The organism is Burkholderia savannae, from assembly GCF_001524445.2.
Taxonomy (GTDB): Bacteria; Pseudomonadota; Gammaproteobacteria; order Burkholderiales; family Burkholderiaceae; genus Burkholderia; species Burkholderia savannae.
The window spans coordinates 819,616-833,794 of the sequence record NZ_CP013418.1 but is presented as its reverse complement, the minus strand read 5'-3'; the positions used below and the strand labels follow the sequence as shown (position 1 = coordinate 833,794).

At 69.2% G+C, this 14,179-nt stretch carries 13 protein-coding genes; 4 read left to right on the top strand and 9 right to left on the bottom strand.

The window, feature by feature from the left end:
* Positions 1-144: 144 nt before the first annotated feature.
* The 4 genes from WS78_RS24595 to WS78_RS24580 are packed head-to-tail and all read right to left on the bottom strand — an operon-like array spanning position 145 to position 5,045.
* Positions 145-1,122: an ABC transporter permease gene (locus tag WS78_RS24595; RefSeq protein WP_059582336.1), complete on the bottom strand. Its 978-nt coding sequence runs from the start codon at positions 1,120-1,122 to the stop codon at positions 145-147.
* Positions 1,115-2,194: an ABC transporter permease gene (locus WS78_RS24590; protein ID WP_059582333.1), complete on the bottom strand. Its 1,080-nt coding sequence runs from the start codon at positions 2,192-2,194 to the stop codon at positions 1,115-1,117. The genes WS78_RS24595 and WS78_RS24590 overlap by 8 nt, the downstream gene beginning before the upstream one ends.
* On the bottom strand, positions 2,191-4,017 hold the full coding sequence (locus WS78_RS24585; protein ID WP_059582329.1) for a sugar ABC transporter ATP-binding protein: 1,827 nt from the start codon (positions 4,015-4,017) through the stop codon (positions 2,191-2,193). Before WS78_RS24585 ends, WS78_RS24590 begins: the two co-directional genes overlap by 4 nt.
* Positions 4,014-5,045 carry a sugar ABC transporter substrate-binding protein gene (locus WS78_RS24580; protein WP_052145016.1) on the bottom strand — a complete coding sequence of 344 codons (1,032 nt, stop codon included), beginning with the start codon at positions 5,043-5,045 and terminating at the stop codon, positions 4,014-4,016. The genes WS78_RS24585 and WS78_RS24580 overlap by 4 nt, the downstream gene beginning before the upstream one ends.
* 72 nt (positions 5,046-5,117) lie before the next feature.
* Here WS78_RS24580 and WS78_RS36280 point away from each other — a divergent pair, with 72 nt between their 5' ends.
* The 3 genes from WS78_RS36280 (at position 5,118) to WS78_RS24565 (ending at position 7,022) form a co-directional block, all read left to right on the top strand.
* A complete protein-coding gene (locus WS78_RS36280; RefSeq protein ID WP_156437557.1) occupies positions 5,118-5,555 on the top strand; it encodes a hypothetical protein in 438 nt (145 codons plus the stop codon).
* Between the two features lie 134 nt (positions 5,556-5,689).
* The gene (locus WS78_RS24570) at positions 5,690-6,403 is read left to right on the top strand and encodes a methyltransferase family protein (protein WP_059582322.1); all 714 of its coding nucleotides are present in this window, start codon (positions 5,690-5,692) and stop codon (positions 6,401-6,403) included.
* 295 nt (positions 6,404-6,698) lie between these two features.
* Positions 6,699-7,022 carry a hypothetical protein gene (locus tag WS78_RS24565; RefSeq protein ID WP_059582318.1) on the top strand — a complete coding sequence of 108 codons (324 nt, stop codon included), beginning with the start codon at positions 6,699-6,701 and terminating at the stop codon, positions 7,020-7,022.
* A gap of 87 nt (positions 7,023-7,109) precedes the next feature.
* Here WS78_RS24565 and WS78_RS24560 read toward each other — a convergent pair whose 3' ends face one another.
* The 3 genes from WS78_RS24560 to WS78_RS24550 all read right to left on the bottom strand — a co-directional run bounded on the left by WS78_RS24560 (position 7,110) and on the right by WS78_RS24550 (position 10,954).
* Positions 7,110-8,372 (bottom strand): acyl-CoA dehydrogenase family protein, encoded by a 1,263-nt coding sequence (locus tag WS78_RS24560; RefSeq protein WP_059582313.1) that lies wholly within the window; start codon positions 8,370-8,372, stop codon positions 7,110-7,112.
* A 553-nt stretch (positions 8,373-8,925) separates the two neighbouring features.
* Positions 8,926-10,377: an MFS transporter gene (locus tag WS78_RS24555; RefSeq protein ID WP_059582309.1), complete on the bottom strand. Its 1,452-nt coding sequence runs from the start codon at positions 10,375-10,377 to the stop codon at positions 8,926-8,928.
* 328 nt (positions 10,378-10,705) lie between these two features.
* Positions 10,706-10,954, bottom strand: coding sequence for a hypothetical protein (locus WS78_RS24550; protein WP_059582556.1), 249 nt, complete (start codon positions 10,952-10,954; stop codon positions 10,706-10,708).
* Between the two features lie 748 nt (positions 10,955-11,702).
* On the opposite strand from WS78_RS24550, the gene WS78_RS24545 reads away from it, so the two are divergent.
* Positions 11,703-11,975 (top strand): DUF4148 domain-containing protein, encoded by a 273-nt coding sequence (locus WS78_RS24545; protein ID WP_059582306.1) that lies wholly within the window; start codon positions 11,703-11,705, stop codon positions 11,973-11,975.
* Between the two features lie 132 nt (positions 11,976-12,107).
* Here the strand turns inward: WS78_RS24545 and irlS are convergent, their stop codons facing one another.
* Both irlS and irlR read right to left on the bottom strand, forming a co-directional pair.
* On the bottom strand, positions 12,108-13,499 hold the full coding sequence (irlS, locus tag WS78_RS24540) for a heavy metal sensor histidine kinase IrlS (RefSeq protein ID WP_059582302.1): 1,392 nt from the start codon (positions 13,497-13,499) through the stop codon (positions 12,108-12,110).
* The gene (irlR, locus tag WS78_RS24535; protein WP_038744864.1) at positions 13,496-14,179 is read right to left on the bottom strand and encodes a heavy metal response regulator transcription factor IrlR; all 684 of its coding nucleotides are present in this window, start codon (positions 14,177-14,179) and stop codon (positions 13,496-13,498) included. Before irlR ends, irlS begins: the two co-directional genes overlap by 4 nt.

Genomic DNA, 14,179 nt, shown 5'->3' with positions numbered 1-14,179 from the left:
CTCGGCGTCCGGCGGCTCCGCGTCCGGCAATTCGACACCCGGCAACTCGCCATCCGACGACTCAGCATCCGGCAATTCGGCAACTCGCCGTCCCGCAACTCGTCATCCGGCAACTCGCCATCAGCGGACGTCGCGCCCGCCGCTTCACGCGTGGCCCGCCTCGCGCGCGAGGCGTCCGCGCCCGAATGCGGACCCGAGCACGAGCACCGCGAACACGAGCGCGCCGCTCGCCACCTGCTGCCAGTAGAAATTCCACCCGATGAGGAGCAGCCCGTTCGCGACGAAGCTGACGAGCAGCACGCCGACCAGCGTGCCGACGACGTTCGGCCGGCGCGTCGCGGATAGCGTCGCGCCGATGAACGTCGCGCCGATCGCGTTCAGCAGATACGCGTTGCCCGCTTGCGGCGCGTACGACTTGACCGTCGACGACAACACGAGCCCGGCGGTGCCGTAGATCAGCGCGCTCGCGACGAACGCGCCCGCCGCGAGCGCGCCGACGCGCAGCCCCGAGTAGCGCGCGACGCCCGGTTGCGCGCCGAGCGCGCGTGCCTGCCGGCCGAGCGTCGAATGCTCGAGTGCGAGATGCAGCGCGATCGCGAGCGCGGCGACGATCCACAGCGGCAGCGCGACGCCGAACCAGACGCCGTGCGCGAGCGCGTCGAACGCGGGCGGCGGAGCGGCGCTCAGCAGGTAGATCGGCTGTCCGCCGCCCGTCGCGAGCTGCTGGATCGTCTGGCCGATGAAGAGCGTGCCGAGCGTCGCGAGAAACGGCGCGATCCCGAGCCGCGTGACGAGCAGCGCATTGCCCGCGCCCACCGCGAGCGCCGCGCCGAGGCCCGCGAGCGCGGCGGGTGCGAAGCCCGCGCGATGCGCGAGCGCCGCGACGAACGCGAGGCTCGCGACGTCGATCGCGGTGCCGAGCGACAGATCGATCGCGCGGATCGACAGCGCGAGCGTCATCCCGAGCGCGGCGATCGCGAGGAGGGCGAAGTTGTTGACGAGCACGCGCTCGACGTTCGCGAGCGTCGCGAAGCCGGGCGCCGCGACCGCGAAGAACGCGAGAACGGCGACCAGCGCGCCGACGGCGGCGAAGCGTTGCAGGCGATCGAATGCGTCATGCATCGAAGGGACCCTCCGACTGGCGCCGGCGCAGCAGCGCGACGGCCGCGACGACGAAGAGAATCAGCGCGCCCTCGACGCCGCTTACCCAATAGCTCGACACGTTGTTCAACTGAAAGCCGTTCGCGAGCACGCCGACGAACAGGACGGCGACGAGCGTGCCGGGGATCGTCGGCACGAGCCGTCGCGAGAACGCCACGCCGAGCAGCACCGCGGCGACGACGGGCAGCAGGTAGTCGCCCGCGCCGGGCGCGCTGCCGCTCAGGAGCGCCGACGACGCGAGCGCGGCGAGCGCGGCGGACAGGCCGCTTGCGAGATAGCTCGACGCGACGTGGCGGCGCGCGTCGACGCCCGCGGCGAGCGCCGCCGCGCGATGCGCGCCGACCGCGTGCAGCCGCAGCCCGTAGCGGGTTCGGTGAACGAGCACGCCGAGCGCGGCCGCGACGCCGACGAGCGCGTAAGCCAGCCACGCCGCGCCGAACGGGCCCGCGCCGACGAGCGCGCCGAGCAGCGGGCTCGCCGACGGCACCGGCGTGTTCTCGGTCAGCACGAGCTCGAGGCCCGCGCAGACGTTCATCGTCGTCAGCGTCGCGAGGAGCGGCAGGATTCGCAGCCACGCGACCGCCCACGCGTTCACCGCGCCGACCGTGACGCCCGTCGCGCAGGTCGCGGCGATCGCGAACGCGTCGCCGTGCCCGTCGCGCGTGAGGACTGCGAACACCGCCGCGCACAGGCCGAGATTGGCCGCGATCGACAGGTCGAGCCCGCCTTTGACCGCGTCCGCGCCGCCGCCGATCATCACGATCGTCAGGCCGAACGCGAGCAGGCCGGTGACGGTGCTTTGCTGCAGCACGTTGCCGAGGTTCGCGAATGTCAGGAAGAGCGGCGAGCCGATCGAAAAGCCCGCGAATACGAAAGCGAGCGCAAGCCATGCGCCGCCGCGAAGGAGGGCGCGGCGGTCGAGCGCATGGCCGAGGGCGCGGCCGCGCGCGTGCGGGCGTTGCGCGGCCGCCGCGTCATTCGCGCGCCGCGTCGTCGTGGCCGGGCGGCCGAGATCGAATGCGCCGCGGCTCATGCCGCCGCCTCCGCGGCGGGCGGCGCCGGCTTCTCGTCGCGCGACGCGTCGGCGGCGGCCGCCGCATCGTGCGCGCCGGCATCGCCTTGCCGCGGCTCGCGCGCGAGCGTCGCCCACGCGAGCACGTCCTGCGTCGTCGTTTGCGCGGACGCGCGCGCCGCGACGATCTCGCCGCGCGCCATCACGTACACGCGATCGGTCACGTCGAGCAGCTCGGTCAGGTCGCTCGAAAACAGCAGCACGGCGGCGCCCGAGCGCGCGAGCTCGTCGATCAGCCGGTAGATCTGGGCCTTTGCGCCGACGTCGACGCCGACCGTCGGCTCGTCGAGCAGATAGACCGACGACGCGCGCCCGAGCCACTTCGCGAGCGCGACCTTCTGCTGGTTGCCGCCCGACAGGAAGCGCACCGGCCAGTCGGCGCGCGCGGGGCGGATGTCGAGCCGGCGGATCAGCGCGTCGGCGGCGTCGGCTTCGCGGCGGCCGCGCATGAAGCCGAAGCGCGACACGCGCGGCAGGCTCGCGAGCACGACGTTCTCGCGCACCGACAACGCGAGCGCGACGCCGTGCGCGACGCGGTTCTCCGGCACGAGCGCGATGCCGTGCGCGACCGCGTCGCGCGGCCGGCGCACGCGCACGGGACGGCCGTCGAGCGCGACGCCGCCGCGCACGCCGCGCGCGAGGCCGAAGAGCGCGCGGATCACGTCCTTGCCGCCCGAGCCGAGCACGCCCGTCAGGCCGACGACCTCGCCGCGCCGCACCGCAAACGACAGCGGGCCGAAGCGGCCGGGCAGCGCGAGGTCGCGCACGTCGAGCGCGACCTCGCCCGGCGTGCGCGGCGCGGCCCGCTCGCGGCGCGGCGTCGCGCCGCGAGCGGTAGCATCGGTAGCATCGGTAGCATCGGTAGCATCGGTAGCATCGGTAGCATCGGTAGCATCGGCGGCATCGCCGTCGGCGTTTTGCGGCGCGCCGATCATCGCGGCGACGAGCGCATCGCGCGACGCGTCGCGCGCGTCGAGATGCGCGACGTCGACGCCGTCGCGCAGCACGGTCACCCGATCGCACACGCGCGCGATCTCGTTCAGGTAATGCGACACGTAGAGGATCGTGTGGCCGCCGGCGCGCAGCCGCTCGATCGTCTGCAGCAGCCGGTCGACCTCGCTCGACACGAGCGCGGCGGTCGGCTCGTCGAACACGAGGATCTCGTGGCGTCCGATCAGCGCGCTCGTGATCTGCACGATCTGCTGCTCCGCGACGGAGAGCTCGCCGATCAGGCGATCGGGCGGCAGATCGACGCCGAACTGCTCGTGCAGCACCGCGCGGCAGTCGCGCCGCATCCGGCCGACGTCGAGCGGCAGCAGGCGGGCGAGCCGCGACGCGCCGCCGAGCGTCGGCGGGCGCGGGAAGAACAGCGCCTCGGCGACCGTAAACGTCGCGGGCAGCAGGCGTTCCTGATGGATGAAGCCGATGCGGGCGGGCCGCTCGCGAGCGGAGCCGGCCGCCGCGGCGGAGAGCGTCGCCAGCGGCGCGCCGCCGACCGCGATCTCGCCTTCGTCCGGCGCGTGGAGGCCCGCGAGCATCTTGATGAGCGTCGATTTGCCCGCGCCGTTCTGGCCGATCAGCCCGTGCACGGTGCCGCGCGTCACCGCGAGCGACGCGCCGCGCAGCGCGGCGACGCCGTTGAAGCGCTTGACGACGCGCCGCACGTCGAGCGCGAGCGGCGCGCCGGCGTCACTCTTCGCGCGTGCGGCGCCCGCGTCGGCCGTGGCTGTCGACGCGGCGGATACAGCGGATACGGCGGATACGGCGGGAAGCGCCGCCGTCATCGCCGCGCGACCTCGGCGTCGGCGGACGCCTGCCCGAGCGTGCGCGGCGCGCCGCCCGCGTTGTCCTTGGTGACGAGCACCGACGGCACGAACGTATACGCCGGCAGCGACCGGTCGCCCGCCAGATAGCGCGCGACGTTGCGCACGGCGGTTCGCCCGATCAACGCCGGCTGCTGCGCGACGACGGCCGCCGCGCTCGATTTCGGATTCTTCACGAGCGCGACCGCCTCGGGGCTGCCGTCCACGGCGTACGTGCGGATCTCGCCGCGGCCGGCCGCGTCGACGGCCTGCGTCGCGCCGACCTGCGGGATGTCCCACGCGGCCCAGATCGCCGCGATCGAGCCCTTCGGATACTTCTGCAGCAACTGGCTGATCTGCGCATACGCGTTCTGCGCGGTGTTCGGGATCACGTCGCGCAGTTCGGGCTCGATGATCTTCACCTTCGGATACCACTTCAGCACGGCCTTCAGCTGGTCGTAACGGATCGCGCAGACGGGCACGCCGTAGAAGCCGTTGAAGACGAGGATGTTGCCTTCGCCGCGAATGTCGTTGACGAGCTTGAGCGCGAGCTGCGAACCGATCACGAAGTTGTCCGATGTGACGACGTTCAGGCTCGATGGCGACGCGGTGTCGATCGTGAAGAGCGGTATGCCCGCCTGCCGGATCTTCTTGAGCCACGGTTCGAGCACGGACGCGGTGCCGAGCTGCTCGATGATCGCGTCGGGCTTCTGCGCGATCAGCGTCTGGATCTGCGCGATCTGGCGGCTGTCGTTGCGGCCGGCGTCGAGCGCGATCGGTGTGCCGCCGAGGCGCTTCACTTCGTCGACGGCGCCCTGGTACGCCTGCAAGTCCCAGTAATGATCGGTGCCGGCTACCGTGATGCCGATCCGCTTGCCGGCGAGCGGCGGCGCGCGATCGGGCTGCTCGGGCGCAGCGGCGCGAACGGAGGCGGCGGCCAGACCGAGCGCGAGCGCGGCGGCGAACAGCGTGGACAGCAGGCGGGCGAGGGGCGGGAGCGGGCGTGACATGGTGCGTGAGCGTTCGGTGCGGACGTTGAGACGAACGAACGATTCTGTGCAACGGCGGCGGCGAAGGGAACGATGGATTCGTGCTTTGGTTATGGGATTGCGGCAAATGCGCGGGCCGCACAAGCAAAGATGCGGGGCGGGAATCGACGCGGACGGCGAACCCGCGACAAAGCGGACGCTTTCGGCGTTCGGCTCTCGGTGTTAACCCTCGACCGTCATCCGGATTTTGTCAGGGTAATGAAAACCGATGCCGGAGCAATACTGAATGAATTGTCCGGCGATCCGATAAATCAAAATGGAATGAATGAAAGCGAATGGGAAAATGGCGTCGCGCGAATAAGATCCGATGAAAGGAAGCCGCCGAAGCCTTGGCCGGAGCGGCGCGGAACAGGCGCGGAACAGGCGCGCTCGCTTCTGGAAAACCCGAATGAGCGGCGTGAGCGTGGCGCCTTTTGGCAAGAGAATCATGCGCTCGGATTCTTCGGTTCATTCGCAAACGATTGTATTTGATCGAATCGGGAAAACCATCGATTTATTATCGAAGGACTTAACCTAATTTTTAGATTCGGCATGCCGGCGTGCGCGAGCCGCGTGATAAGCTCGATCGACAGAAAACAATGAGGCGACGAAACGGGGGGCTCGCGATGGAACACGATATCCGGCCACTGAGGGCCACCAAGCGGCACGGCGCGGCGGCCGTGCTTGCGGCGGCTGCGCGCCCGGGCGCCGCGCACGGCGCCGAGGGTTTCGCCGGCATCCTGATCGAAGTGTTCGCGCGCGTCGCCGCGGCGCTCGCGCTAGGAATTTTCGCGTATGCGGCGTACATGCAGTGGCGGCTCGATCCGTCGCGGATCACGCTGATCCTGCTCGCGGTCTCGACGACGCTGACGGTCGGCTTGTCGCTGTTCGCCGAGCCGCCGAAACAGCGGGACTGGAGCCCGGTCGCGCTGTTCTTTTCGCTCGGCGGCACGTTCTACTATCTCGTCTTCCAGTTGAGCGCGAGCCACCAGTTGATCCCGGAGACGATCGGCGCGGCGATCCAGCTGTTCGGCCTGTTCTGGCAACTGTTCGCGAAGGCGTCGCTGAGAAAATCGTTCGGCATCCTGCCCGCGAACCGCGGCGTCGTGTCGCGCGGCGCATACCGGTTCGTTCGGCACCCGATGTATCTCGGGTACCTGATCATCGATACGGGCTTCCTGTTGACGAACTTCAGCGTGCGCAACCTGATCGCGGTCGCGCTGCAGATCGGCTTGCAGGTCGGCCGAATTCATCGCGAGGAGCGGGTCCTGTCGGAGGACGCCGCGTATCGCGCTTACCGGCGTTCGGTCCGCTATCGGGTGATCCCGGGCATCTTCTGATGCGCGCAGGCGCGCATCGGCCGGCCCGATCGCGCCGATCGCGCCGATCGACATCGCGCGGTTTCATCTTTTCGCCGGCCGCGCGCCGGGCCGGCGCTCGCTATCCGAATCGAAACGCCGCGCCCGCGCGTTGCCGGTTCGCGCGCGACGCGTTCGGACACCTACCAGAAATGCTAGGTTCGCGCCGCGGGCGATGTGACCTAGTATTCGTACTGGCTTCACGGACTGGCGGGGCGCGCTCCGGCGGGCCGGCGCCGCCAGCCGCCATGACCTGGCCCGCCTCGGGAGATGCGACATGGCTTACAAGAATCTCGTCAATCAAAGTGGATTGCCGCTCAGCATCGAACTGGTGACCCGTCAGGGCTCCGATCCCAGCCAATCCGGCGCGACGATCACCGTATCGCTGGCTGCCAACGGAAAGCAGACGGTCGAATACGGCAACAGTCAGAATCCGTACCTGAACGGGCTCGTCATCACGTCGGCGGCGAACGGCGCGTTCTCGAACGGCGCGCAGATCGTGACGGCGCGCGGCAGCACCTGGGACAACGTGCTGAACACCAACAACACGCTGACGTTCAGCGGGTCGGGTGGGCTGAACGTCGTCGGCTCCAATACGTGACGGCGCGGCGCTAGCGATCGGCCCGCCTGGCGCCGCACGGGCGCCGGGCGGGCATGCGCGGCGCGCACGCCGCAGCGCCTGCGCGCGTCACGCCGCCTTTTCCTTTTCTTCTTCTCGCTTGCCGGCCCCCGCGCCGATCTGCCATACGTACGGCGGCTCGGTTCCGTTGACGGCACGGTCTCCGACGATCCGCGCCTTGTAGACGAGCGGATTGTGCGACGCGACCGTGCGCGCGTTGCGCCAATGACGATCGAGCGCCTTCGCCGAGCTGATCGCCGACGCGCCGAGCGCGTCGAACAGATGCGTCGCCGCGCGCAGCACCAGCTCCGACACGACCAGTTGCCCTTGCGCCGATTCGATCTCGGCCGCTACGTTCGCATCGTGCTCGGCGGCGGCGTCGCCGCCGAAGCGGGCCTCGTATGCGCGTTGCGACGGCTGCGCGGCGCGCAGCGCGACCGCCTCGGCCGCATACGCCCACGCCGAGATCTCGCCGACGACCTGCAGGATCTGCGCATCGTCGCTCACGCGCGGCGCGTTGCCGTGGCTGTAGATCCGCTTGCGTTCGCGCACGAGCGCGCTCGCGTCGCGCTCGACCGCGCGGCCGATGCCCGCGAGCGTCGCGAGATGGAACAGCTGATAGAACGCGGTCTGATACTTGAAGCGCCGCGCGAAGTCGGTCACGTGCGCTTCGTCGACGTGCGCGTCGACGAAGCGCGTCGTGCCGCTGCCCGTCGTCGCCTGGCCGAAGCCGTCCCAGTCGTCGTCGCGGATCACGCCGGCCTGATGCGTGGCGACCGCGGCGATCACCGGGCTGCCGTCGTCGGCGCGCTGCGCGTAGACGTCGATCCAGTCGGCGAAGATCGCCCCGGTGCTGTAGTACTTCGCGCCGTTGACGATCCAGCGGCCGTCGCGTTTCGACACCCGCGTCTTCACTTCGCCGAGCGCGACGTCGCCGACCTCGGTCCACGCGTTGCCGACGAGCTGGCCGCTCGCGAAGCGGTCGAACCATGCCTGCGGCGCGGGGCCGGGCGGCGCATTCAGCGCGTCCTCGACGAACGCGAAGTGGCCGCGCAGCGCCTGCGGCAGATTCGAGTCGGCGGCGGCGAGCTCGATCAGCAAGCGAAAGAGCTGCGGAATCGACGCGCCGGCGCCGCCCGCCTGCACGGGCACGCGCACCGCGCCGAATCCGGCTTCCTTCAGCCAGCGAATCGGCTCGTGCGGCAGCGTGCGCGTGCGGTCGCGCTCGATCGCGCCTGCGGCGATGCGCGCGAAGATCGGGCGGAAGCGGGCCGCGAGCGTTTCGTAGTCGGTGCCGGTCGAGAGCGGATGATCGGGAAGTGTCTGGGGCATGGCTGGGTCCTCGGGTGAATGATCGAAAAGGAGATTCGACGGATGTGGGGCGGCTTGCGTGTTGTACGTCGCCCGGGCGAGAAATCGGGCGCGGCGGGGCGGCATCGGGCGGTTCGGCGATCCGGCTTTCGCGCATCCGGGCGTTGCCGTCGTTGAGGGCGCAGACGCGCGGACGATCGACGGCGAATGCACATGCATCGTTCGCCGTAGGGCGCTTGCCATGTGCGGCGCATCGCGATGTGTGGCGATGCGCCGCACGAATCGCGTATCGCGTATCGCAGATGACGCCGCCGAAATGCCGGATGCGGCGGTAAGCGACGCTCGACCCATGCGGATCGCGCGATGTCATGGCGGCATCGCGAAGAAGTCGGGACCGCCACGGCAGCCGCCCCGGATGTCGCGAACACATCGCGGTGCCGTCGCGCCGAACGTCGAACGTCGAACGTCGAACGTCGAACGCCGAACGTCGACCACCGACCACCGAACACCGACCACCGAACACCGACCACCGAACACCGACCACCGAACACCGAACACCGCGCGGCGACATCGCCTACGCCGCTTCGCGCGCGATCTCGCGATCGCCTTCGACATCGATATCGACGTCGCGCGCGGTCGGTTCGAAGCGAATCGCGGCCAGAAACACGATCGGCACGAACGCCGCGATCGACACGATCCAGAACATCCCGGTGCCGAGGCGCGCGTTGAGAATCGGCAGCACGAAGAGCGCGAACGCGCTGCCGATACCGGTCAGCGAGCGCCCGAAGCCGAGCCCCGTGCCGCGAATCGACGTCGGATACGACAACGCCGGATAGATCATCATCTGCGCGCCGGGGCCGAAGCCTTCGGCGAAGAGCCACAGCCCGAGCATCAGCACCGCGACGCCGATCCCGAGCGCGGTCTGCGGATGGCCGAGCAGCGCGAGCGCGACGAGCGCGACGACTTGCAGCGCGAAGCCGGCGATCGCGACGCGCCGCGACGGCTGTCGGTACGCGAGCCGCATCCCGAGCAGCCCGCCTGTCAGCGCGAACAGCACGTTGAGCGCGAGCGTCGCGGCGATCGTCTCGAACACGCCCGCGCCGAGGAACTGCGACAGGATCGTCGGCAGGAAGAACGCGATCGCCGTGTATTCGAACGGAATGCACAGATTCATCGCGCTCGCGACGAGCGTGCGCGGCAGATACGGCTGCCTGAACAGCTCGCGGAAGCTGACGCGCGGCTGCGTCGGCGCGGGGCGCGCGTCGTCGTCGGCCGCATGCGCGCGGATTCCGTACGATTCGCGCAGGATGCGCGCGGCGTCGCTCAGCTTGCCCTGATTCGCGGCCCACAGCGGCGATTCGTTCATGTAGCGGCTGCGCACCATGATGATGACGAGCGCCGGCACCGCGCCGAAGATCAGCGACGCGCGCCACAGCCAGCCCGCGTGCTCGGCGGGCAGCAGGAAATACAGCCCGAACACGATCAGGAAGCATACGGACGACGCCGCGTACCACATCGGGCACCACGCGGCGAGCCGCGACGCCTTGTTGCCGCGCCCGCTGAACTTCGAGAACTCGGAGAGGAACGCCATCGCGACCGGCAGATCGATGCCGACGCCGAGCCCCATCACGAAGCGCGCGGCGATCAGCACCCACACGTTCGGCGCGAGCCCGGCGGCGATCGCCGCGACGACGAAGAACAGCATGTCGGCCATGAACACCTGATAGCGGCCGATCTTGTCGGTGAACCAGCCGCCGATCAGGCTGCCGAGAATCGTGCCGATCATGATCGATGAGCTGACGAGCCCGCTCAGCGCGGGCGTCAGCGCGAATTCGCGAGTCACGTCCTGGATGCCGTACGACAGCGTCGTCAGATCGTACGCGTCGAGGAACACGCCGCCGAGCGCGAGCAGGACGATCACGCGCGCATGGCCGGAGCGCGAGCCCGACGAGTTGATGAGGCGCGAGACGTCGCTCGCGGAACGGATCGGCGTCGAGATCGGCGCGTCGAGATCGAGTGTGCTCAAGGGATGCTCTTCGGTCGGGGCGGTTCGGACGGGAAGTCGCAGTTATACGAAGCAGGCCCGCAAAACACAAAGAAGCAGTTTGCGATTCGTTATGAAGCGCAAGGCGATAAGCAATCGACGCGGCCGGGCGGCAAGCGAGGGGGAGCGGGGAAGCGGCCGTGGTTCGAGGCCGGAGATCGGGGAGAAGCCGCGCGCGGGCGGTTCGCGCGGCGCGACGTCGGATGGGCGCGCGGCGCGGCGGTCGCCCAGCGCATCGCTTCGTGCATCGGCTCGCGACGGCGTGCGGCGACGCGCCGTGCGGTGCGGTACGCCGCACGCGCCAGGCGGTTCAGCGCTGCAACCGCGGAAAGATGCACGGATGCATCTTCACGTACAGGGTTTGATTGACGCACGGGCGTCCGGCGTAGTCGACGACCTCGTTCGCCGGGCGTCGCGATTCGCGTTTCACGCCGCCGTCGTCGCCGGGCTTCGACGATGCGACGGATGGCCCCGCTTCGCCGGACCGGAGATCCTGGCGAAGCGGGGCGCAGGCTGCCAGCGCGATGCCGAACGCGACTGCGATGATCGGCGCTTTCATGATGTTCCTCTTGTCGTATGTCGTTCGATTCGAATTCGGCGCTCGCTGCGAGGCGATCGCGTCGGCGCCGGTTCGGGCCGCCGGGTGCGCGAATCGCCGGATGCGGAGCGCGTCGTTCGATGTGCTCACATGTTGCGCGGGCGACGCTGCGCGGACGTGATCCGAACATGACAAAGTTGTCGGCGAAGCGAGGCGAGACGCGTTCGACGTGAGCGATGCGGATGCATCGGAGAACCAAGCAAAGCGCTTTCGGCGAAGGCCAGGCGAACGCGACGCCGGGCCTTCGCCGAAGACGCAAGCGCAAACGCGAACGCAAGTGAACATGAAAGCGAAAGCGCCGCCGATCGCTTCGCGTCGCCGCCGATCGACACGCGCGGCGCGCATCCGCAAGCCGCGCCCTTGCCACGTGTGCGCGCAAAAAAATGCCGGACAGGGGGAGACTGTCCGGCATAAGTGCGACGGCACCTGCTGGTGCCAATGCGCCTCGCGTGCTCGAGGGGGGGAACCAAGCGCCTCGGTCCAATCTCGTCTGATCGGCGATCTTGGAATACAGATGCTAAAGGATCGACACAGCGCCACGCTGACGCGAACGTGAAATTTTCGTCATGCGCGCGCGTCGCGCACGCTCGATTCCGAGCACGGCGCGGATGACGAATTTGTCATCTCGCGCTCATGGCCGCGTACCGTTCGGCGTTCAAAGTGGAGGCTACTGTCGCACGACAGTGATCAACTCGATGGAGAACGAACGATGAACACGACAAAACTCATGACATGGGCCGCCGCCGCGGCACTGACGACGCTGGCCGTCGCGCCCGCCGCATTCGCGCAAGGCAAGACGCGCGCCGAAGTCCGGCAGGAGCTGATCCGCGCGCAGCACGAAGGCATCGTGCCCGCGGGGAAGAACGACTATCCGCCGAGCCCGGCGCTCGTCGAGCGCAACAAGCAGTTGCATGCGATCTCGGTTCACGGCGGCAAGACGAACGTGGCGCTCGATCAGCATGACCGCACGGTTGCGCGCTGATGCGCGGACCATCGACGCGTGCGCGGCCCGCGTCGCGCGGGCCACGCACCCCGCGCACCCGATAGCGGCCGTAGGGGCCGAAGTGGGGGCCGCAGGGGCCGCGCGCTGCGCCGCGTCGCGCGACGCAGCCGGTCAGGCCGCGTGCGCGGGGAACGTGAGCCAGAACGTGGTGCGCACGTGCGGCTCGCTGTCGACGCCGCACGCGCCGCCGTGGTTGTCCATGATCGAGCGGACGATCGCGAGGCCGAGCCCCGTGCCCGACGCCGAATTGTGCCGCGCCGGATCGACGCGGTAGAACCGCTCGAAGATCCGCTCGCGATGCTGCGGCTCGATCCCGCGGCCCGTATCCGAAACGCTGATCGTCGTCGCACCGCCCGCCTGCCGGCATTCGATCGTGATCGTCGAGCCGCGCGGCGCGTGATTGAGCGCATTGCTGATCAGGTTGCTGAGCGCGCGGTGATAGAGGAGCGCGTCCGCCTGCACGGCCGCTTGCCCGCGCACGACGATATTCACCTCCGCGTCCTCCGCCATCGGCTCGTAGTAGCCGGCGACGCGCTCGGCCTCCGCGGCCGCGTCGAGCGTGCGGATCGCCAGATGGCTCTCGGCGTTGTCCGAGCGCGCGAGGAACAGCATGTCCTCGATCATCCGCGACAGGCGCTGATATTCGTCGATGCTCGATTCGATCACGTCGCGATATTCGTCGGCCGTGCGCGGCTTCGATAGCGCGACCTGCGCTTCGGCGAGCAGATTCGTGAGCGGCGTGCGCATGTCGTGCGCGAGATTCGACGAGAACTGGCTCAGGCGTACGAACGATTCGTCGAGCCGCTTGAGCATGCCGTTGAACGCATGCTCCATCTCCTTGAGCTCGCCCGACGTGTGGAGCTCCGGCAGCGGATGCGCGAGCCGGCTCGACGACATCTGCTCGGCGCGCGAGACGAGCCGGCGCAGCGGGCTCAGGCCGAGCATCGCGATGCCGTACGCGAGCGCCGCGGTCAGCGCGACGGCGAGCACCTCGATCACCACCACCGTGTACGCATACGCGCGCAGCAGCGCGTGATCGTTCCTGCCGTCGTACTGGACGACGATGCGCGCCGTCCGGTTGGCGTCGCGAAGCGGCGCGTCGCCCGCGAGATAGCTGTAAGTCGTGCCGGCGTGCGTCGCGCTCGCCGGCACGCGCGCTTGCGGCGCGCCGAGCGCGGGCTGCGTCGCGACGAAGCCGCGCGTCGCGAACAGCATCCGACCGTCTGCGCCGTAGATCGCCAGATCCAGATTCTGATGGCCGTGCAGCTGATCGATCCACAGATCCGACTTGCGCGGAATTTCGTCGACGCTTCGCACGTTCACGAGATGCGTGCGCATCGCCGCGAGCGTCGCCGACATTTCGTACGACGACATGCCGGCCAGCCGATTGTGCAGCGCGCTGTAGAGCGCGATGCCGCTCAGCGCGAGCGTCGCCGCGGTCGACAGGATGATGAGCGCCGTCAGGCGCGCGCGCAGCGTACGGGGCAACAGGCGCTTGATCATCGGCTCGGCGCGCTCCGCACTTCGAGCACGTAGCCCATCCCGCGCACCGTATGGATCAGCTTGGGCTCGTATGCGTCGTCGATTTTCGAGCGCAGCCGGCGGATCGCCGCGTCGACGACGTTCGTGTCGCTGTTGAAATTCATGTCCCACACCTGCGACGCGATCGTCGCACGGGGCAGGATCTCGCCTTCGCGGCGCATCAACAGCCACAGCAGCGCGAATTCCTTCGCGGTCAGCAGCACGACGTCGCCCTGGCGGGTCGCCTTGCGCCGCGTGAGGTCGAGCTCGAGATCGGCGATCTTGAGGATCGTCGATTCGCGCCCCTGCCCGCGGCGCAGGATCGAGCGCACGCGCGCGACGAGCTCGACGAAATCGAACGGCTTGACGACGTAATCGTCGGCGCCCAGCTCGAGCCCCTTCACGCGGTCGCCGACGTCGTCGCGCGCGGTGAGGAACAGCACGGGCGTCGAGTGCTCGCGGCGCAGCCGCTCGAGCACGGTCCAGCCGTCGTGGCCCGGCAGCATCACGTCGAGGATGATCAGGTCGTACTCCTCGGTTTCGGCCTGATGCAGGCCCGTCACGCCGTCATCGACCCAGTCCGCGATGAAGCCCGCTTCGGTCAGCCCCTTGCGCAGATACATGCCCGTCTTCGGCTCGTCTTCCACTATCAGTATTCGCAT

What these genes read in the sequence shown, in the direction of transcription:
- WS78_RS24595 (WP_059582336.1), bottom strand. Translation starts at nt 1,122, where the DNA reads ATGCATGACGCATTCGATCGCCTGCAACGCTTCGCCGCCGTCGGCGCG.
- WS78_RS24590 (WP_059582333.1), bottom strand. Translation starts at nt 2,194, where the DNA reads ATGAGCCGCGGCGCATTCGATCTCGGCCGCCCGGCCACGACGACGCGG.
- WS78_RS24585 (WP_059582329.1), bottom strand. Translation starts at nt 4,017, where the DNA reads ATGACGGCGGCGCTTCCCGCCGTATCCGCCGTATCCGCTGTATCCGCC.
- WS78_RS24580 (WP_052145016.1), bottom strand. Translation starts at nt 5,045, where the DNA reads ATGTCACGCCCGCTCCCGCCCCTCGCCCGCCTGCTGTCCACGCTGTTC.
- WS78_RS36280 (WP_156437557.1), top strand. Translation starts at nt 5,118, where the DNA reads ATGGATTCGTGCTTTGGTTATGGGATTGCGGCAAATGCGCGGGCCGCA.
- WS78_RS24570 (WP_059582322.1), top strand. Translation starts at nt 5,690, where the DNA reads ATGGAACACGATATCCGGCCACTGAGGGCCACCAAGCGGCACGGCGCG.
- WS78_RS24565 (WP_059582318.1), top strand. Translation starts at nt 6,699, where the DNA reads ATGGCTTACAAGAATCTCGTCAATCAAAGTGGATTGCCGCTCAGCATC.
- WS78_RS24560 (WP_059582313.1), bottom strand. Translation starts at nt 8,372, where the DNA reads ATGCCCCAGACACTTCCCGATCATCCGCTCTCGACCGGCACCGACTAC.
- WS78_RS24550 (WP_059582556.1), bottom strand. Translation starts at nt 10,954, where the DNA reads ATGAAAGCGCCGATCATCGCAGTCGCGTTCGGCATCGCGCTGGCAGCC.
- WS78_RS24545 (WP_059582306.1), top strand. Translation starts at nt 11,703, where the DNA reads ATGAACACGACAAAACTCATGACATGGGCCGCCGCCGCGGCACTGACG.
- irlS (WP_059582302.1), bottom strand. Translation starts at nt 13,499, where the DNA reads ATGATCAAGCGCCTGTTGCCCCGTACGCTGCGCGCGCGCCTGACGGCG.
- irlR (WP_038744864.1), bottom strand. Translation starts at nt 14,179, where the DNA reads ATGCGAATACTGATAGTGGAAGACGAGCCGAAGACGGGCATGTATCTG.